The organism is Cupriavidus nantongensis, assembly GCF_041726985.1.
Lineage (GTDB): Bacteria > Pseudomonadota > Gammaproteobacteria > Burkholderiales > Burkholderiaceae > Cupriavidus > Cupriavidus nantongensis_A.
Window position 1 is genome coordinate 520,952 of record NZ_CP168303.1, and the last position, 17,621, is coordinate 538,572.

Genomic DNA, 17,621 nt, shown 5'->3' on the forward strand with positions numbered 1-17,621 from the left:
TATCCGCCCGATGCCCCAGACCCTGAATGCTGCCGTGCGCCGCTTCGGCGCCGTCGCCATTGCCTGTGCCACGTGGCTGGCCGTTCCGGCCTTCGCCAACGAGCCGATGTGGTTCGTGCAGGGCCGGCCTGTGCCGGAGGCGCGCCAAGCGGTGGACGCGCTGGCCGCCGTGGCCGCCGATGGCCTCGATCCGCGCGACTACGATGCCGAAGCCCTGCGCCAGGCGGTGACCCAGGCCACCCATGGCCCGGCGCTCCCGCCCGATGCCGCGGCCCGGCTCGACGCGGCGCTGAGCGCCGCCATGGAACGGATGCTGTCCGACCTGCACGGCGGCCGCATCAACCCGCGCGCGGTCCATGCCAATTTCGCGCCGCCAGCCGAACGGCCTTTCGATGCCGCCACCTGGCTGCGCGATGCCGTTGCCCAGCACCGCCTGCCCGATGCCGTCCGCCAGGCGGCGCCGACATTCCCGCTGTACGGCACGCTGCGCCAGGCCCTGGCCCGCTACCGCGACATCGGCCGGCAGCCGGTGTGGCAGCAGCCGCTGCCGCCGCTGTCGGCCAGCAAGCTGACGCCGGGCCAGCCGTGGGCCGGGGCAGCCGCGCTGACCGCGCGCCTGGTGGCGCTGGGCGACCTGCCGGCCGGCACGCAGGCGCCGCAGCGCTACGAGGGCGCGCTGGTCGATGGCGTCAAGGCCTTCCAGTCGCGCCATGGGCTGCAGCCCGACGGTGTGATCGGCGCGGCCACGCTGGCGCAGCTGAACCTGCCCATCGCCGAGCGCGTGCGGCAGATCGAACTCACCATGGAGCGCCTGCGCTGGACCCCGCTGGACGGCCCCCGCATGATCGTGGTCAACGTGCCGGAGTTCATGCTGCGCGCCTATGAAATCCGCGACGGCAAGCTCGACATCAAGCTGGAGATGAAGGTGATCGTCGGCAAGGCGCTCGATACGCGCACGCCGCTGTTCGAGGAGGACATGCGCTATATCGAATTCAGCCCGTACTGGAATATCCCGCCGTCGATCGCGCGCCGCGAGACGGTGCCGCGGCTGCGCCGCGATCCGGGCTATTTCAACCGGCAGGGGCTGGAGTTCGTCGGCGGCGACGGCAAGGCCGTGACCACCTTGTCCGAGGAGAACCTGGAGGCGGTGCTGAACGGCAGCCTGCGCATCCGCCAGCGGCCCGGCCCGCTCAATGCGCTGGGCGACATCAAGTTCGTATTTCCCAACAACGAGAACATCTACCTGCACCACACCCCGTCGCCGCAGTTGTTCAAGCGCGACCGGCGCGACTTCAGCCACGGCTGCATCCGCGTGGAAGCCCCAGTAGCGCTGGCGCAGTTCGTGTTGCACGATATGCCGGACTGGAACGAGACCCGGATCCGCGAGGCGATGGCACGTGGCAAGTCGAACACGGTGCGCCTGCAGCAGCCGTTGCCGGTGGTGCTGGCTTACGGCACCGTCATCGCGCGCGCCGATGGTCGTGTATCCTTCCTGCCTGACATCTACGGTCACGACAAATTGCTGGACAAGGCGCTGCGGCAACGCAACGGTCGCCCCCAGCAGCGCGCTGTGGCAAGCGCTTCCGGCGTCATCCATTGAGGCGCCGCACCCCGCACATTCAGAGGAAGTACCATGACTGACGCGACGCGCAAGGCACGCCGCCGCTTTCTTCATACCACCGGAACCCTGGCGCTCGCCGCCGGACTGATGCCGCTGGCGCCGCGCCGCGCGCTGGCAAGCCTGCCCGCGAACCTGCCCGCCAACCAGGCGCTGGCCGGCCTGCCGGATGCCCGCACGCTGGCTTTCGACCACACCCACACCGGCGAGCGCGTGTCGCTGGTCTATGCCGTGGGCGACCGTTTCGTGCCCGACGCGCTGACCACGCTCAACGGCTTCCTGCGCGACCATTATTCCGGCAAGGTCGGCACCATCGATCCGCAGCTGTTCGACCTGCTGTTCCAGGTGCGCCGCGAACTGGGTACCGACAAGCCGTTCCAGGTCATTTCCGGCTACCGCAGCCCGGCCACCAATTCGCGCCTGCGCAATTCGCGCGGCGGCGGGGTAGCCAGGCACAGCCTGCATATGGACGGCAAGGCCATCGACATCCGGCTCGCCGGCGTGTCGCTGGCCGATGTGCGCGATGCCGCCAAGTCATTGCAGGGCGGCGGCGTCGGCTACTACGAGTCCGACCAGTTCGTGCATATCGACACCGGGCGCGTGCGCTACTGGTAAGCGTTGCCTGCGGGGTCGTCCGACTTGGAGGACCCCGTGGCGTTGCCCGGAACGGCTGTCCGCGAGAACCAAAGCAAAAAGCCGCGAACCCTTTCGGGATCGCGGCTTTTCAAATAGATGGTGGCGAATCAGGGACTCGAACCCCGGACCTGCGGATTATGATTCCGTCGCTCTAACCGACTGAGCTAATTCGCCAACGAAGACTGAGATTATACCTGCGCTTTCGAAGCTGTCAACACCTTCCGGCGAAGATTTTGCACGAGGCCTCCGTGCATAAAAAAACGGCAGGCCCGCGGGCCTGCCGTTCTGCTTAGTGCCGCACGACCGCTCAGTCGTTGGCGTAGATGTTCACGTCCTTGGTCTCGCGGATAAACAGCGCGCCGACCACGAAGGTGAGCGCAGCGATGATGATCGGGTACCAGAGGCCGTAGTAGATGTTGCCGTTCTGGGCCACCAGCGCGAACGAGATGGTGGGCAGCAGGCCGCCGAACCAGCCGTTGCCGATATGGTAGGGCAGCGACATCGAGGTGTAGCGGATGCGGGTCGGGAACAGTTCCACCAGCATGGCGGCAATCGGGCCGTACACCATGGTGACGTAGATCACCAGGATGACCAGGATCACCAGCACCATGATCGTGTTCATCTGCGCCGGGTCGGCCTTGGTCGGGTAACCGGCCGCGGCCATCGAGCTGCCCACTTCCTTCTTGAACGCCGCGATCTGCTGCTTGCTGGCATCGTCGAAGCTGTGGCCGTTCACCAGCTTGGCATCGAAGGCCTTGATCTCCTTGTCGCCGATCTTGACGCTGGCCACGGTGCCGGCCGGGGCCTCGACCACTTCATAGCTTGCCGAGGCCTGGGCCAGGGTACGCTTGGCGATGTCGCACGAACTGCGGAAGTCGATCTCGCGGGCGATCGGGCTGCCCTGGAACGAGCACTGCTTCGGATCCGCCGTCACCACGATCTGGGCGCTTTGCTGGGCGCGCTCCAGCGCCGGGTTGGCATAGTGGGTCAGGGCCTTGAACAGCGGGAAGTAGGTCAGCACGGCCAGTGCGCAGCCCGCCATGATGATCCACTTGCGGCCGATCTTGTCCGACAGCGCGCCGAAGAAGATGAAGAACGGCGTGCCGATCACCAGTGCGCCCGCGATCAGCAGGTTGGCCGTCTTGGCATCGACCTTGAGCACCTGGGTCAGGAAGAACAGCGCGTAGAACTGGCCGGTGTACCAGACCACGGCCTGGCCGGCGGTCAGGCCCAGCAGCGCCAGGATCACGATCTTCAGGTTGCGCCATTGGCCGAACGACTCGGTCAGCGGTGCCTTGGAGGTCTTGCCCTCGGCCTTCATGCGCTGGAACGCCGGCGATTCGTTCATCGACAGCCGGATATAGACCGACACGCCCAGCAGCAGGATCGACAGCAGGAACGGGATGCGCCAGCCCCAGACCTCGAAGTTCGGACCGGTCGCCTCGCGGCACAGCAGGATCACGATCAGCGACAGGAACAGGCCGAGCGTGGCGGTGGTCTGGATCCACGAGGTGTACGCGCCGCGCTTGCCGTGCGGGGCGTGTTCGGCCACGTAGGTCGCGGCGCCGCCGTACTCGCCGCCGAGCGCCAGGCCCTGCAGCATGCGCAGCGCGATCAGGATGATCGGCGCGGCCCAGCCGATGGTGGCGTAGCCGGGCAGCAGGCCGACGATGAAGGTCGACACGCCCATGATCAGGATCGTTACCAGGAAGGTGTACTTGCGCCCGATCATGTCGCCGAGGCGGCCGAACACCAGCGCGCCGAACGGCCGCACGATAAAGCCGGCGGCAAACGCGAGCAGCGCGAAGATGAAGGCCGAGGTCGGGTCCAGCCCGGCAAAGAACTGCTTGGCGATGATCGCCGCCAGCGAGCCATACAGGTAAAAGTCGTACCACTCGAACACCGTGCCCAGCGACGAGGCAAAGATCACCTTGCGCTCTTCGGCAGTCATCGGTGCGTTCTGCGCGCCCCCTCCGGGCACCGCAACGTTTTGCACGTTTGCCATTTGTCTCCTCCGTCTGGAATGGATCTCGGGCGGACGTGGCGCGCGGGAAGCACCGCGCGGCTGGCCTATGCCCAGAGTTGCAGAGGATTGTGGGTGGCGAAACTTACTGCGTTCTGACAGATTCCGGCGCGCCGGCGGCAAAAAACGTCGGGGTATACGCTAGCCGCGGGCAGGGCAGCCGATGCTGCGCTGCGGGGCCTGGGCGCATGCGCTCCGCGCAGATATGCGCGTTGCGGGCGTGCGGCTATGCAGCATCCGCGCCAGGTCCGCGCGAGGCGCCTTGCGATGGCATTGCCGCCTGCGGCGCCGCGCTGTTGGCTTCGGCCTCGGCATCGTCATGGTTCATGCGCCAGGCGTAGAGCGCGGCCATCAGCACATAGACCACCAGCGCGCCTTGCGCGCCGACCCAGAACGAGAACGGCCAGCCAAAGAAGTCGAAGCGCAGGTCGCGTGCAAACCACGCCACCACGAAGGTGACCGTGAACCAGACCGCGAGCAGGCCGCAGATCCAGCGCAGGTTGCGATGCCAGGCGAGGCGATGGCGTGCCTCGGTGCTGCGGGGAGCAGGGGTGTCGTTCATGCGGGCGGAAAACTCTCGGGACGGCGCAGCGTCACGCGGAAATGCGCGCCGGCCAGCCGTGGCGATTGCTGGTAGACGTGGTCCGAGATCTGGACGTCGCCGCCGTGCTGCTGCACGATTTCGCGCACGATCGCCAGGCCGAGGCCGCTGCCTTCGGTGTTGGTGCCCAGCACGCGGTAGAAGCGCTCCATCACGCGCTCGCGCTCGGACGGTGCAATGCCCGGGCCGGTGTCTTCCACGTCGAGATAGGCGAACGGTTCGAAGGCGTCGGCGCTGACCCGCACCGTGGCGCGGCCGCCGCGCGGCGTGTAGCGGATGGCGTTGTCGAGCAGGTTGTTCAGCATCTCGGTCAGCATCAGGCGGTTGCCCTGGACCATCACCGGATGGTCGTCGGCATCGAGGCCCAGGTCGATGTCGCGCGCCCACGCCTGCGGCAGCCAGTCCTTGACCACTTCGCGCGCCAGCGCCGCCAGGTCCAGCGCGGCCATGCCGCCGGTGCCGGCCAGGTTTTCCATGCGCGCCAGCGCCAGCAGCTGAGTGACCAGGTGCGCGGTGCGTTCCGAGCTGCCCGCGATCTGTGCCAGCGAGCGCCGCAGTTCTTCCGGCGATTGCTCGCGCTGCGCCAGCTCGGCCTGCATGCGCAGGCCCGCCAGCGGGGTCTTCATCTGGTGCGCGGCATCGGCGATAAAGCGCTTCTGGGTCTGCACCGACTGGTCCAGCCGCGCCAGCAGGTCGTTGAACGAGCCCACCAGCGGCGTAATCTCCTGCGGCGCGGCGCGTTCGTCGATGGGACTGGTATCGCCCGGGTTGCGCGCGCGGATGCGCTGCTGGATCGCGGTCAGCGGCGCCAGCCCGCGCGACAGCCCGAACCACACCAGCACCACCGCCAGCGGCAGGATCACGAACTGCGGCAGGATCACGCCCTTGATGATCTCGTTGGCCAGCCGCGCGCGCTTGTCCAGGGTCTCGGCCACCTGCACCAGCACGGGCTGGGTGCCGCTGACCTGCTTCAGCTCGATATACGTATACGCCACGCGCACGTCGTTGCCGGCCACGCGGTCATCGCGCAGCGACACCAGCCCGGCGTGGCCCTGGTCGTCCTCGGACGGCAGGGGCAGGTCCTGGTCGCCGGCGATGTACTCGCCGCGCTTGCCGACCACCTGGTAGTAGATGTTGTCGGTCTCGTCGGCGCGCAGGATCTCGCGTGCCGACAGCGGCAGCTGCAGCGTGACGCGGCCATTGACCTCGCGCACCTGCTGCGACAGCACGATGGCGCTGGCTTCGAGCGCGCGGTCGAAGGGACCGTTGGCGATCGACTTGGCCACCAGGTAGGTCACCGCGATGCTCATCGGCCAGAGCAGCAGCAGCGGCGCCAGCATCCAGTCCAGGATCTCGCCGAACAGCGAGCGCGGCGCGGGGTGGGCCGTGCTTTCCTCCAGGTGCGGCAGCGCGTCGGCCAGGTCCTGGTCGGTGGCGTCCGGCGTGGGAGGGGGCGGAGGCGGCGCGGCGCGGGTGGCGCGCCGCCAGGGCAGTCGCAGCAGGCTCATGTGGGCGAGGTTGCGCTCAGGTCGTTCGCATGGCCTGCGGTGGCTGGATCAATGCGGCGCGGCCACCGCCGGCTGGAATTTCTCCAGGCAGTAGCCCAGCCCGCGCACGGTCGCGATGCGGATGCCGCCCACCTCGATCTTCTTGCGCAGGCGGTGCACATAGACCTCGATGGCATTGTTGCTGACTTCCTCGCCCCATTCGCACAGGTGGTCCACCAGCTGTTCCTTCGACACCAGGCGGCCGCTGCGCGTGAGCAGGATCTCGAGCAGGCCGATCTCGCGCGCGGACAGCTCCAGCATCTGGTCATTGAGATACGCGATGCGCCCGACCTGGTCGTACGCCAGCGGCCCGTGGCGCATCAGCGTGGCACCGCCGCCGGCGCCGCGCCGCACCAGCGCACGCACGCGCGCTTCCAGCTCGGACAGGGCGAAGGGCTTGGCCATGTAGTCGTCGGCGCCGAGGTCCAGACCCTTGACGCGCTCGTCGACGCTGTCGGCGGCGGTCAGGATCAGCACCGGCAGCATCGCGCCGCGCGCGCGCAGGCGCTTGAGCACTTCCAGCCCGGACATGCGCGGCAGGCCCAGGTCGAGGATCAGCAGGTCGAAGGTCTGGGTCGACAGGGCCGAATCGGCTTCCAGGCCATTGGCGACATGGTCGACGGCGTAGCCCGAGTGGCGTAGCGAGCGGGTCAGGCCGTCGGCCAGCACGTCGTCATCTTCGGCGATCAGAATGCGCATGGTTGTCTCCACCCTGGCCGGCATAGCCGGCACCGGTGCGCAACAGGCACGGGGGCGCGAAGGGGCTTGCCAAGCATACTGTTTTTTTATACAGTACCCGCACGTTCCGCTAGGGCCGCCCGGGGAGACTCCCTGGAGTGCGGCCGCGCAGACAGCCGGGCCGGCGCTGATGCCGGCAAATGCCGGTGCCGCGCCACATGCGGCCTATTTATACACCATTGACTCAAGGACGACCATGGACGACAAGAAGGCAGGTGCCGGCGTGAGCGCCGAGAAGCAGAAGGCGCTTGCCGCCGCGCTCTCCCAGATCGAGAAGCAGTTCGGCAAGGGCTCGATCATGCGCCTGGGCGACGGCGAGGTCGAAAAGGACATCCAGGTGGTTTCCACCGGTTCGCTCGGCCTGGACATCGCGCTTGGCGTCGGTGGTTTGCCGCGCGGCCGCGTGGTCGAGATCTACGGGCCGGAATCCTCGGGCAAGACCACGCTGACGCTGCAGGTCGTGGCCGAGATGCAGAAGCTGGGCGGCACCTGCGCCTTTATCGATGCCGAGCACGCGCTCGACGTCAACTATGCCTCCAAGCTCGGCGTCAATGTCGGAGACCTGCTGATCTCGCAGCCCGACACCGGCGAGCAGGCCCTGGAAATCACCGATGCGCTGGTGCGCTCGGGCTCGATCGACCTGATCGTCATCGACTCGGTGGCGGCACTGGTGCCGAAGGCCGAAATCGAAGGCGAAATGGGCGACTCCCTGCCCGGCCTGCAGGCCCGCCTGATGAGCCAGGCGCTGCGCAAGCTGACCGGCACCATCAAGCGCACCAACTGCCTGGTGATCTTCATCAACCAGATCCGCATGAAGATCGGCGTGATGTTCGGTTCGCCCGAGACCACCACCGGCGGCAATGCGCTGAAGTTCTACGCCTCGGTGCGCCTGGACATCCGCCGCATCGGCTCGATCAAGAAGGGCGACGACGTGATCGGCAACGAGACCAAGGTCAAGGTGGTCAAGAACAAGGTATCGCCGCCGTTCCGCGAAGCCTTCTTCGACATCCTCTACGGCCAGGGCATCTCGCGCCAGGGCGAGATCATCGACCTGGGCGTGGACGCCAAGATCGTCGAGAAGTCCGGCGCCTGGTACAGCTACAACGGCGACAAGATCGGCCAGGGCAAGGACAACGCCCGCGAATACCTGCGCGAGAACCCCGACATTGCCGCCGAGATTGAAAACAAGGTGCGCGCGGCACTGGGCGTGGTGGCCATGAACCCCACCGCCGCAGCCGCGGCGGCAACGGTCGAAGACTGACCGCGCCGGCGACCGCCGCGCCATCCGGGAAGGCCGGGGCATCGCCGATGCCCCGGCCTTTTTGCTTGGCCCGCGGCGCTGTCCTCCCAACCGCTGATCCCGGTCACCCATGGCAACCCGTCCCCCGCTGTCGCTGAAGGCCCGCGCCGTCGGCTACCTGTCGCGCCGCGAGCATAGCCGCGCCGAGCTGGCGCGCAAGCTGGCGCCGCATGCCGAGTCGCCCGAGCAGCTGGAACAGCTGCTGGATGCGCTGGAGCGCGAGAACTGGCTGTCGAACCAGCGCTTCGCCGACAGCCTGGTGCATCGCCGCGGCGCCCGCTACGGCACCGCGCGCGTGATGCAGGAGGCCAAGACCCACAAGCTCGCCAGCGAGCAGCTGGGCGAACTGCAGGAGCGCCTGCGCGCCACCGAAGCCGAGCGCGCGCGCGAGGTCTGGCGCAAGCGCTTCGGCACGCCGCCCGACACGCCAGAGGCGCGGGCCAAGCAGATCCGCTTCATGGTGGCACGCGGCTTTTCGCGTGCGGTGGTCGGCAAGATCATCCAGGGCGCGGACGAGGACTACGGCGACGCGGACTGAGCCAGCGTCGCGTGGCAGGTTAGTGCAGTACCTGCGATGCCGTCATGTGTATTTCGCTGCGTTGCGTCATCGCGCCCTGCCGGCAGCCGACCTTTGTCGCGGCCGGGAAGCCGGTGCCTGCTGGTGCATTGCGGCAAGGCACCCCGGCTTGCCGCGGTGCCATGGTCGGCCGACAATTCGGGCGCGACAGTTGCCGCACAAGGATGTTCCCGGCCAACGCGGCATGGCATGTTAAACTCCCCGGGTTATTCGGTGCCGCGGCACCACGGTGCCCCAGCCCCCCGTATTACCGCTATCTCCGTATTCTCGTCCTCTCGTCTGCATCCCAGCCTGGCCATGCCTCTGTCCCAGCCCGTCAACCGCTCCCTGCGTCACCGTCGCGCCATTGCGGCCGAGGCGTACCAGAGGGAAGACGGCCTGTGGGACATCGAGGTGCGCCTGACCGACACCAAGCCCCGTGATATCGAACTGGCCGGCGACCGCATCCGCCCGCAAGGCCAGCCGCTGCATGACCTGTGGCTGCGCATCACGATCGACGAGGAAATGACGGTGCTGGATGCCGAGGCCTGCTCGGACTGGGTGCCGTACCCGTCCCATTGCGACACGATCGGCCCGGCCTACCGCAAGCTGATCGGGCTGAACCTGCGCAAGGGCTTTCGCAAGGCGGTGCGCGAGCGCCTGGGCGGCATGCACGGCTGCTCGCACCTGACCGAAGCCGCCGGCGTGCTGCCGAGCACCGCGATCCAGGCCTTTGCCGGCGAGGTCATCAGTATCCGCGACAACGGCGAGGACGATCCGAATCCGGAGCCGCCCTATCAGTTGAACGGCTGCCACGCCCTGCGTTTCGACGGCGAGGTGGTTCGTCAGTTTTACCCGCGCTGGTATGGTCACCAGCCGACGCCCAAGGCAAGGGCCGAGGCCGCGCCTGCCGTCGCATCCGCGCCTCAGGCGCAGCAGCCCGCGGCCAATGGCGACCGCGGTGGTCACGCAATCGACGGCAACGACGCTGTCCCGGCCGACCGGCCGACCGGCACCTCCGGCTGATTCTCAGGATCGGCCAGCCCGACGAGAGAGTTCGTCTTCTTTCAGATTCTTCCCTTCTACCTTTTACGCCTACCCGAAAGGAAACACGCATGAATATCCATGAGTATCAAGGCAAGGAAATCCTGCGCAAATACAATGTGCCGGTTCCGCGCGGCATCCCCGCGTTCTCGGTTGACGAGGCCCTGAAGGCCGCAGAACAGCTCGGCGGCCCGGTGTGGGTTGTCAAGGCGCAGATCCACGCGGGTGGCCGCGGCAAGGGCGGCGGCGTCAAGGTTGCCAAGAGCATGGACGAGGTCAAGACCTACGCGTCCAACATCCTGGGCATGCAGCTGGTCACGCACCAGACCGGTCCGGAAGGCAAGAAGGTCAACCGCCTGCTGATCGAAGAAGGCGCCGACATCAAGAAGGAACTGTACGTTTCGCTGGTGGTGGACCGCGTGTCGCAGAAGATCGCGCTGATGGCATCGAGCGAAGGCGGCATGGACATCGAGGAAGTCGCTGCCCACTCCCCGGAAAAGATCCACACCCTGATCGTCGAGCCGTCGACCGGCCTGACCGACGCTGACGCCGACGATATCGCCCGCAAGATCGGCGTGCCCGACGCAAGCGTGGCGCAAGCCCGCCAGGCCCTGCAAGGCCTGTACAAGGCGTTCTATGAAACCGACGCCTCGCTGGCCGAAATCAACCCGCTGATCCTGACCGGTGACGGCAAGGTGATCGCGCTCGACGCCAAGTTCAACTTCGACTCGAACGCGCTGTTCCGCCATCCGGAAATCGTCGCCTACCGCGACCTGGATGAAGAAGACGCCAACGAAATCGAAGCCTCGAAGTTCGACCTGGCCTACATCTCGCTGGACGGCAACATCGGCTGCCTGGTGAACGGCGCCGGCCTGGCCATGGCCACCATGGACACCATCAAGCTGTTCGGCGGCGAGCCGGCCAACTTCCTCGACGTGGGCGGCGGTGCCACCACCGAGAAGGTGACCGAAGCCTTCAAGCTGATGCTGAAGAACCCGAACGTGCAGGCCATCCTGGTCAACATCTTCGGCGGCATCATGCGTTGCGACGTGATCGCCGAAGGCGTGATCTCGGCTTCCAAGGCCGTGCACCTGACGGTGCCGCTGGTCGTGCGCATGAAGGGCACCAACGAAGAGCTGGGCCGCAAGATGCTGGCTGACTCGGGCCTGCCGATCATCTCGGCCGACACGATGGAAGAAGCCGCCCAGAAGGTCGTGGCTGCCGCCGCCGGCAAGTAAGCCGAGGCGCCGTTACCCAATACAAGCGAACTTCGGCAGCGCGCGTGGCCTTTGCCCGCGCTGCCAAAGTCAAGCAAAGGACGAAAGCATGTCGATTCTGATCAACAAAGACACCAAAGTCATCACCCAGGGCATCACCGGCAAGACCGGCCAGTTCCACACCCGTGGCTGCCGCGACTACGCCAACGGCAAGAACGCCTTCGTCGCCGGCGTGAACCCGAAGAAGGCCGGCGAAGACTTCGAAGGCATTCCCATCTACGCCAGCGTCAAGGACGCCAAGGCCCAGACCGGCGCCACCGTGTCGGTCATCTACGTGCCGCCCGCAGGCGCCGCTGCCGCGATCTGGGAAGCCGTTGACGCCGACCTGGACCTGGTGGTCTGCATCACCGAAGGCATCCCCGTGCGCGACATGATGGAAGTCAAGGACCGCATGCGCCGCGAGAACAAGAAGACCCTGCTGCTGGGGCCGAACTGCCCGGGCCTGATCACGCCGGACGAAATCAAGATCGGCATCATGCCGGGCCACATCCACAAGAAGGGCCGCATCGGCGTGGTGTCGCGCTCGGGCACGCTGACGTACGAAGCCGTGGGCCAGCTGACCGCGCTGGGCCTGGGCCAGTCGTCGGCCGTCGGTATCGGTGGCGACCCCATCAACGGCCTGAAGCACATCGACGTGATGAAGATGTTCAACGACGATCCGGAAACGGACGCCGTGGTCATGATCGGTGAGATCGGCGGTCCGGACGAAGCCAACGCGGCCAACTGGATCAAGGACAACATGAAGAAGCCGGTGGTCGGCTTCATCGCTGGCGTGACCGCGCCTCCGGGCAAGCGCATGGGCCACGCCGGCGCGCTGATCTCGGGCGGTGCCGATACCGCCCAGGCCAAGCTGGAAATCATGGAAGCCTGCGGTATCAAGGTGACCAAGAACCCGTCGGAAATGGGCCGCCTGCTGAAGGCAATGCTGTAACAGGCAGTCCAGCGCTTTCTCCGCCCTGGCGGAGAAGGCCCCGGCTTGAAATGCCCCCGCCCTGCGGGGGCATTGTCTTTTCCGGCCCTCGAAGTGGCCTGGCTGCCACGCTCGACCCAAAGATTACAGAATTGAAATCTAATCGAAAGGTTGATGCGTTAAACAGTCATGTCTGCGCTTTCAGACATCCAAAATCCCGTCGGATGACGGGGCGCACCACCACATAGAACTCGAGGAGCCTCCCCGTGGAACTGCTGTCTTCCACCACTTTCTGGATTGCGTTGGGATCGATCATCCTGACCAATATCGTCCTGTCCGGCGACAACGCGGTGGTGATCGCGCTCGCCTCGCGCAACCTGCCGCCCGCCCAGCAGAAGAAAGCCATCTTCTGGGGCAGCGCCGCCGCCATCATCATGCGCGTGGTATTGACCGTGGCCGCGGTCAAGCTGCTGAGCCTGCCCTACCTGAAGATCATCGGCGCTGTGCTGCTGGTCTATATCGGCGTGCAGCTGCTGACCGGCGAGGACGACGAAGACGGCCATGACGCCAAGGACAATATCTGGGCCGCCATCCGCACCATCCTGATCGCCGACCTGGTGATGTCGCTGGACAACGTGGTCGCGGTGGCCGCCGCCGCGCAGAAGGGCCCGGAAGGCAGCCAGTTGCTGCTGCTGATCGTCGGCCTGGGCCTGTCGATCCCGCTGATCGTGTTCGGCAGCACCATCCTGCTCAAGGTGATGGAGCGCTTCCCGGTCATCATCGTGCTGGGCGCCGCGCTGCTCGGCTATCTCGCCGGCGAAATGCTGGTCAGCGACCCGGTCGACGCGGCCTGGTTCGAAGTCCACGTGCCGCACGCCCACCTGGTCTTTGGCGCCGCCGGCGCGATCCTGGTGGTGATCATCGGCAAGCTGCTGAGCCGCCGGTCGGCACAGACCGCCTGACGGCAACAGCCTGTACAAGAAGGGCGGCCAACTGGCCGCCCTTTTTCATTGGAAGCGACGCCGGGCGTGTCGGTGCCCGCGCCAACTAACTCATGTGAGTGATCGCACTTTTTGTCGCGCTTGCCTGTGATAGCGGTCCCAGGTGACAATTTTTGGCGCAACCGGCAAGCCTCACCCCGACGGGTGACGAAATTTGTCGCTTTTCACCCCCTACCGATGGGGGATGCGCCTGGCACACTTGCTGCTCAATCGTCCCCGCGTCACGAAACCGAAGACGTGCAACGCTTAACCAAAATCTCTTCGAGGGGTCAAATCATGCAACGGGTACAACAACTGAAGAAGCTGGGCCGCCGCGTCCAGAAGGGCTTTACGCTGATCGAACTGATGATCGTGGTGGCGATCATTGGTATCCTGGCGGCGATTGCGATTCCGCAGTATCAGGATTATGTGACGCGTAGCCGGTGGTCGGGCAACATCGCGGCTACTGCATCTGTTAAGCAAGCAATTGCCCAGTGTCTGCAGGAAAACGCCGCGGCAACCGCCTCTTGCGACACGTATGCGGAAGTTGGCGTTACTGCAGGTCTGAACGGTGCAGGCGATATGATTCTGACTAATGGTACGGCCGCCTTGGCCGCTGTTGGTGGCGTACCCGTTTTGACTATCACCGGAAACGCAGCTGCCCGCGGTTGTGTAGTTACGATGACGCCTACTATTGCTGCAGGTTCGGCCACCATAACCTGGACCCTTGCTCGCGCCGCAGCACCGGTATGCACTCAGGCAGAAACGGGCGTGTAATAACCACTGTATCAAATTGTTGGAAAAAGCGCCTTTGGGCGCTTTTTCTTTATTGCCCAAGCTATCATGCGCCTTTTCCCAATCCAGGCGCCGCAATGCCGCCGTCCCGGCCAAATTTCTCGTCGGCTGTTCTCATCGCAGCAATCGTCATCCCGCTGCTGGTCTCCCGACACACGCTGCCGCTAGCCACGTTCTACGGCGAATGGGCCGCCGCGCTGTGTGGCATTGCCGCGGTTGCTGTCATTGCTTTCCAAGTGGTCCGCAGGCCGGTGACGACGACCGCTACGTCGTCTGCATCACTGCCGCTAATCTCACTGCTATTCCTATGGCTTGTCGTCGTCAGCCTGATCTTCGCGAGCCTGGGACACGCCGACTTTTCCGGCAGCCGCCTGATGACGGTCCTGACGCTGTCGCTAGGCGCAGCCGTGGCATCTGCCGCATGGTGGTACCGCAGCACGCAGTCCGGCAGCGAATCGGATACTGGTGACGCCCTCGCCGTTGCGCTCCTGATCGCGGGCCTGCTGGGTACCGTGTCGCAATGGGTGCAGTTGTTCCACCTCGAACCCCGCTCCTTCGGCCTCGTCTCCACCTATTTCTACGACACCAACCGCCGCCTCTGGGGCAACCTGAACCAGCCCAACCACCAGGCCACCGTCCACGGCCTGGCGCTGGTTGCGTCGGTGTGGCTGGCCTCGCGTGGCCGTTTGCGTTTTCCGATGTGGCTGGCCGCGGTGGTCCTGCTGGAAAGCGGCATCGTGCTGTCCGGCTCGCGTACCGGCGTGCTGCATGTGGGCCTTGCCGCGTGCTACGCGTTGATTGCAGCGTGGCTGGCGCGGGGCGAGCGCCGCGGTCCGGATCCGATGCAGCGCCCGGTCGGACTGGTCGTCGCTGCCGTTGCCATGGTCGCGATGCTCTTGATACTGCAACCCGCGATCAAGGTTGCAGGGCAGGCCTTCGACTGGCGCCTGTTCGACACCATCGCCCAGCTCGAAGCCGAAGACCAGATCTCAGCGCGCGGCGCGCTGTGGGCGCACGCCATCGCCATGTTCCGTGCCCACCCGTGGTTCGGCGTCGGTTGGGGTGAGTTCGGTTGGGCGCAATTCCAGCAGCTCGATCAGGTCGGCGTGAAGGTCGAGATGTCCCTGCACGCCCACAACGCGATTCTCGATCTGCTGGCGAAGACCGGGATCGTCGGCACCGCTGGCGTGGGCGTGATCCTGCTGGCGTGGCTGTGGCGGGTGGTGCGGGTGCGCTTGTGGCATGGCGATGTCGAGGAGCGCAGGCAGACCGTGCTGGTGCTGACCTGGCTGGCGATGCTGTGCGCGCATTCGATGCTGGAATACCCGCTGCATTACCTGTATTTCTTCCTGCCGTTCTGCTTCATGCTCGGATGGCTGGAGCCATCCGGCTTCGGGCGCTGGCGTGTGCCGTTGCCGGTGGCGCGGGGGCTGGCGCTGGCGTTTGTCGCGGTGGCCGCGGTGGTGCTGGGCACCATGTGGCAGGACTATCGCCGTGCCGAAGCGCGCGAGTATGCCAGCAGCGAAGGCCGCCAGGCCTTGCCGATGCCGCGCTTCTGGTTCCGCCAGCACGCGCAGGCCGATGCGGCGGGGCAGGCCGCGATCACGCCGGAGAATGCCGCGGCGCTGTTGCCCGCGCATGTCGCCGCGGTACACCTGCTGCCCACGCCGGCCATGATCGCGCGCACGGCATGGCTGCTGGCGTTGACGGGCGATGCCGCGCAAGGCCGGCAGTGGATGGAGCGCCTGCGCTGGTATTACCTTGGCGACGAGGCCGCGCAGTACGCGACGATCGCGCAGGCGTGCCGCGGCGTGCAGGCGGACCAGCGCCCGCAGGCGTTCTGCGGCTGGGTGGTCGACCGCTCGCGGCGGCTTGCGGAACTGGGCCGGGACTGACCTAGTAGTACGGATACGGGCTGTAGTAGACCGGCGGCGGAGGCGGCGGATAGTAGTACCGCGGCGCTGGCGCCGGGACTGCGGCCACGCGTCCCGGCACTGGCACGCGATTGCCGCTGGCGTACATGCACTGCACGTAGGCGGCGTCGTATTGCTGCTGCGTGCCATAGCCGGCGTATTGCGCGTTGCCGGCACCGACCGCCGCGCCCGTGAGCAGGCCGATGCCCGCGCCCACTGCCGCGCCCGATCCGCCGTTGAAGGCCGCGCCGGCGGCGGCGCCCAGCGCGGTGCCCACCGCGGCGCTGCCAAGCGCGGCATTGTTGGCCGCCTGGGCCGAAGACACCCCGCCGACGCGCCCGAAGGCGAATTGCCGGCAGTTGTAGTCGTCGGCGCGGAACTGGTCGAAGTTCTTGCCGGTGCCCGGCAGCGCCATCACGCTGGGCCCGGAGGGCAGCACGGCGCAGGCGCCGAGGGTGAGGGTGGCCACGGCCAGCGTGGCGCGGATCAGGGCATGCATGGTGTCACCCCGTATCAGGAATTGGCCGGCGGCTGTGCCGGCACGCGTTGCCAGCCGCCGGGGCAGGATGCGACGTAAGGGTAGTAGCCTTCCGGCTGGCTGCAGTGGTACCACCAGCCCTGCTGCGGCATGACGCCGTCTGGGCCGGGGGCCGGCACCGGGCCGTTGGGGCCTTGCTCGATGTACTGTGGCGGCGCCGCGGGCACCGCGACCACGGCGGGCGGGTAATAGTACGGAGCGGGGTAGCCATAGGGATAGCCACCGTAGAACGCGCCGGGCCCGAGATAGATGCCGACGCCTACGCTGGTGCGCGTCTTCACCATGCCGTCGCGCAGATCGCCGCCATGCCAGGCGGCATCATGGAGATCGGCCCGCCCGGCAAGGGCGGCGCCGCTGGCGGCCGTGGCCGCGAGTGCCAGGGCGATCTGGCAGAGCATGCGCCCGTTCATGGTATCCACCTCATCCCCGCGCGCGCCGCGGACAGGGTCAGCCGGCCGCGATCCCTGGCAGCCCGCAATCATATTGAATACCAAATTGTCGCGCGCGGATGCCGCGGACGGCGCGTGTGGAAATGCGGCGTTACCTTTATTACCAGGGAAGGAATATGGCGTAAGAAGAGGCCGCGTCCGCCCTCGCCGGGCGTACCGCGGGCATCACGCAAGCCGTGCCGCGACGGCAAGTATCAACTCGCCGCCACCCAGTCCCCGGACTTGCCGCCATGCTTCTCCAGCAGCTTCACATTGCCGATCACCATGCCGCGGTCCACCGCCTTGCACATGTCGTAGATCGTCAGCAGCGCGACCTGCACGCCGGTCAGTGCCTCCATCTCCACGCCGGTCTGGCCGCGGGTCTCGGTGCGCACGGTGCAGGCCACGGTGGCGCTGGCCTCGTCCAGCGCGAACTCGACCGCCACCTTGGTCAGGCCGATCGGGTGGCACAGCGGGATCAGGTCGGCGGTGCGCTTGGTGGCCATGATCGCCGCCACGCGGGCGATGCCGATCACGTCCCCCTTCTTGGCGCTGCCGTCGCGCACCAGGGCGAAGGTGGCGGGCTGCATGGTGATGGTGCCGGTGGCGACCGCGACGCGATGGGTGCTGGCCTTGTCGCCGACGTCGACCATGTGGGCTTGTCCGGCGGTGTCGAAATGGGTGAGCTGAGTCATGATCGAGGGCTTCGGGCGAACT

Annotated in this window: 17 protein-coding genes and 1 tRNA gene; 10 read left to right on the forward strand and 8 right to left on the reverse strand. The window is 66.5% G+C overall.

Annotated features, from left to right (window positions below; all coding sequences use genetic code 11):
* The first annotated feature begins 10 nt into the window (after positions 1-10).
* Entirely contained in the window at positions 11-1,600 is a 1,590-nt protein-coding gene (locus tag ACEI37_RS13485; RefSeq protein ID WP_373379307.1) for a murein L,D-transpeptidase, read from the forward strand.
* Between the two features lie 33 nt (positions 1,601-1,633).
* Positions 1,634-2,233 carry a YcbK family protein gene (locus ACEI37_RS13490; RefSeq protein WP_373379308.1) on the forward strand — a complete coding sequence of 200 codons (600 nt, stop codon included), beginning with the start codon at positions 1,634-1,636 and terminating at the stop codon, positions 2,231-2,233.
* Between the two features lie 118 nt (positions 2,234-2,351).
* Here ACEI37_RS13490 and ACEI37_RS13495 read toward each other — a convergent pair.
* From ACEI37_RS13495 to ACEI37_RS13515, 5 genes are all read right to left on the reverse strand, one after another.
* Positions 2,352-2,428: transfer RNA gene (locus ACEI37_RS13495), tRNA-Met, on the reverse strand.
* A gap of 133 nt (positions 2,429-2,561) precedes the next feature.
* A complete protein-coding gene (locus ACEI37_RS13500; RefSeq protein ID WP_252679501.1) occupies positions 2,562-4,259 on the reverse strand; it encodes an MFS transporter in 1,698 nt (565 codons plus the stop codon).
* 244 nt (positions 4,260-4,503) lie between these two features.
* Positions 4,504-4,839, reverse strand: coding sequence for a DUF4212 domain-containing protein (locus tag ACEI37_RS13505; RefSeq protein ID WP_373379309.1), 336 nt, complete (start codon positions 4,837-4,839; stop codon positions 4,504-4,506).
* Entirely contained in the window at positions 4,836-6,386 is a 1,551-nt protein-coding gene (locus ACEI37_RS13510; RefSeq protein WP_373379310.1) for a sensor histidine kinase N-terminal domain-containing protein, read from the reverse strand. The genes ACEI37_RS13505 and ACEI37_RS13510 overlap by 4 nt, the downstream gene beginning before the upstream one ends.
* Positions 6,387-6,434: 48 nt before the next feature.
* Positions 6,435-7,124, reverse strand: a complete 690-nt coding sequence (locus tag ACEI37_RS13515) for a response regulator transcription factor (RefSeq protein WP_115679437.1) — start codon at positions 7,122-7,124, stop codon at positions 6,435-6,437.
* 235 nt (positions 7,125-7,359) lie between these two features.
* Between ACEI37_RS13515 and recA the strand changes: the two genes are divergently transcribed.
* The 8 genes from recA (at position 7,360) to ACEI37_RS13555 (ending at position 15,920) form a co-directional block, all read left to right on the forward strand.
* Complete coding sequence (gene recA / locus ACEI37_RS13520) at positions 7,360-8,424, forward strand: recombinase RecA (RefSeq protein WP_373379311.1); 1,065 nt, start codon at positions 7,360-7,362, stop codon at positions 8,422-8,424.
* A 109-nt stretch (positions 8,425-8,533) separates the two neighbouring features.
* The gene (gene recX / locus ACEI37_RS13525) at positions 8,534-9,001 is read left to right on the forward strand and encodes a recombination regulator RecX (RefSeq protein WP_373379312.1); all 468 of its coding nucleotides are present in this window, start codon (positions 8,534-8,536) and stop codon (positions 8,999-9,001) included.
* 336 nt (positions 9,002-9,337) lie between these two features.
* Positions 9,338-10,045 carry a DUF2889 domain-containing protein gene (locus ACEI37_RS13530; RefSeq protein WP_115708258.1) on the forward strand — a complete coding sequence of 236 codons (708 nt, stop codon included), beginning with the start codon at positions 9,338-9,340 and terminating at the stop codon, positions 10,043-10,045.
* Between the two features lie 89 nt (positions 10,046-10,134).
* On the forward strand, positions 10,135-11,301 hold the full coding sequence (sucC, locus tag ACEI37_RS13535; RefSeq protein WP_092307810.1) for an ADP-forming succinate--CoA ligase subunit beta: 1,167 nt from the start codon (positions 10,135-10,137) through the stop codon (positions 11,299-11,301).
* Between the two features lie 88 nt (positions 11,302-11,389).
* Complete coding sequence (gene sucD, locus ACEI37_RS13540) at positions 11,390-12,271, forward strand: succinate--CoA ligase subunit alpha (RefSeq protein WP_062796940.1); 882 nt, start codon at positions 11,390-11,392, stop codon at positions 12,269-12,271.
* A 245-nt stretch (positions 12,272-12,516) separates the two neighbouring features.
* A complete protein-coding gene (locus ACEI37_RS13545; RefSeq protein WP_062796942.1) occupies positions 12,517-13,212 on the forward strand; it encodes a TerC family protein in 696 nt (231 codons plus the stop codon).
* A 315-nt stretch (positions 13,213-13,527) separates the two neighbouring features.
* Complete coding sequence (locus ACEI37_RS13550) at positions 13,528-14,007, forward strand: prepilin-type N-terminal cleavage/methylation domain-containing protein (protein WP_252679485.1); 480 nt, start codon at positions 13,528-13,530, stop codon at positions 14,005-14,007.
* A 95-nt stretch (positions 14,008-14,102) separates the two neighbouring features.
* Entirely contained in the window at positions 14,103-15,920 is a 1,818-nt protein-coding gene (locus ACEI37_RS13555; RefSeq protein ID WP_373380258.1) for a PglL family O-oligosaccharyltransferase, read from the forward strand.
* A 1-nt stretch (position 15,921) separates the two neighbouring features.
* Here ACEI37_RS13555 and ACEI37_RS13560 read toward each other — a convergent pair whose 3' ends face one another.
* The 3 genes from ACEI37_RS13560 to moaC form a co-directional block, all read right to left on the reverse strand.
* Positions 15,922-16,437, reverse strand: a complete 516-nt coding sequence (locus ACEI37_RS13560; protein ID WP_373379313.1) for a hypothetical protein — start codon at positions 16,435-16,437, stop codon at positions 15,922-15,924.
* Between the two features lie 14 nt (positions 16,438-16,451).
* On the reverse strand, positions 16,452-16,886 hold the full coding sequence (locus ACEI37_RS13565; protein WP_373379314.1) for a hypothetical protein: 435 nt from the start codon (positions 16,884-16,886) through the stop codon (positions 16,452-16,454).
* 233 nt (positions 16,887-17,119) lie between these two features.
* Entirely contained in the window at positions 17,120-17,599 is a 480-nt protein-coding gene (moaC, locus tag ACEI37_RS13570; RefSeq protein ID WP_373379315.1) for a cyclic pyranopterin monophosphate synthase MoaC, read from the reverse strand.
* Between the last annotated feature and the right edge of the window lie 22 nt (positions 17,600-17,621).

Excerpts from the sequence above, each read along its gene's own strand:
- ACEI37_RS13510 (WP_373379310.1), bottom strand. The coding sequence starts at position 6,386 with ATGAGCCTGCTGCGACTGCCCTGGCGGCGCGCCACCCGCGCCGCGCCG.
- ACEI37_RS13515 (WP_115679437.1), bottom strand. The coding sequence starts at position 7,124 with ATGCGCATTCTGATCGCCGAAGATGACGACGTGCTGGCCGACGGCCTG.
- ACEI37_RS13560 (WP_373379313.1), bottom strand. The coding sequence starts at position 16,437 with ATGCATGCCCTGATCCGCGCCACGCTGGCCGTGGCCACCCTCACCCTC.
- ACEI37_RS13485 (WP_373379307.1), top strand. The coding sequence starts at position 11 with ATGCCCCAGACCCTGAATGCTGCCGTGCGCCGCTTCGGCGCCGTCGCC.
- sucC (WP_092307810.1), top strand. The coding sequence starts at position 10,135 with ATGAATATCCATGAGTATCAAGGCAAGGAAATCCTGCGCAAATACAAT.
- ACEI37_RS13565 (WP_373379314.1), bottom strand. The coding sequence starts at position 16,886 with ATGAACGGGCGCATGCTCTGCCAGATCGCCCTGGCACTCGCGGCCACG.
- ACEI37_RS13550 (WP_252679485.1), top strand. The coding sequence starts at position 13,528 with ATGCAACGGGTACAACAACTGAAGAAGCTGGGCCGCCGCGTCCAGAAG.
- sucD (WP_062796940.1), top strand. The coding sequence starts at position 11,390 with ATGTCGATTCTGATCAACAAAGACACCAAAGTCATCACCCAGGGCATC.
- ACEI37_RS13505 (WP_373379309.1), bottom strand. The coding sequence starts at position 4,839 with ATGAACGACACCCCTGCTCCCCGCAGCACCGAGGCACGCCATCGCCTC.
- ACEI37_RS13490 (WP_373379308.1), top strand. The coding sequence starts at position 1,634 with ATGACTGACGCGACGCGCAAGGCACGCCGCCGCTTTCTTCATACCACC.
- recX (WP_373379312.1), top strand. The coding sequence starts at position 8,534 with ATGGCAACCCGTCCCCCGCTGTCGCTGAAGGCCCGCGCCGTCGGCTAC.
- recA (WP_373379311.1), top strand. The coding sequence starts at position 7,360 with ATGGACGACAAGAAGGCAGGTGCCGGCGTGAGCGCCGAGAAGCAGAAG.
- moaC (WP_373379315.1), bottom strand. The coding sequence starts at position 17,599 with ATGACTCAGCTCACCCATTTCGACACCGCCGGACAAGCCCACATGGTC.
- ACEI37_RS13555 (WP_373380258.1), top strand. The coding sequence starts at position 14,103 with ATGCCGCCGTCCCGGCCAAATTTCTCGTCGGCTGTTCTCATCGCAGCA.
- ACEI37_RS13530 (WP_115708258.1), top strand. The coding sequence starts at position 9,338 with ATGCCTCTGTCCCAGCCCGTCAACCGCTCCCTGCGTCACCGTCGCGCC.
- ACEI37_RS13500 (WP_252679501.1), bottom strand. The coding sequence starts at position 4,259 with ATGGCAAACGTGCAAAACGTTGCGGTGCCCGGAGGGGGCGCGCAGAAC.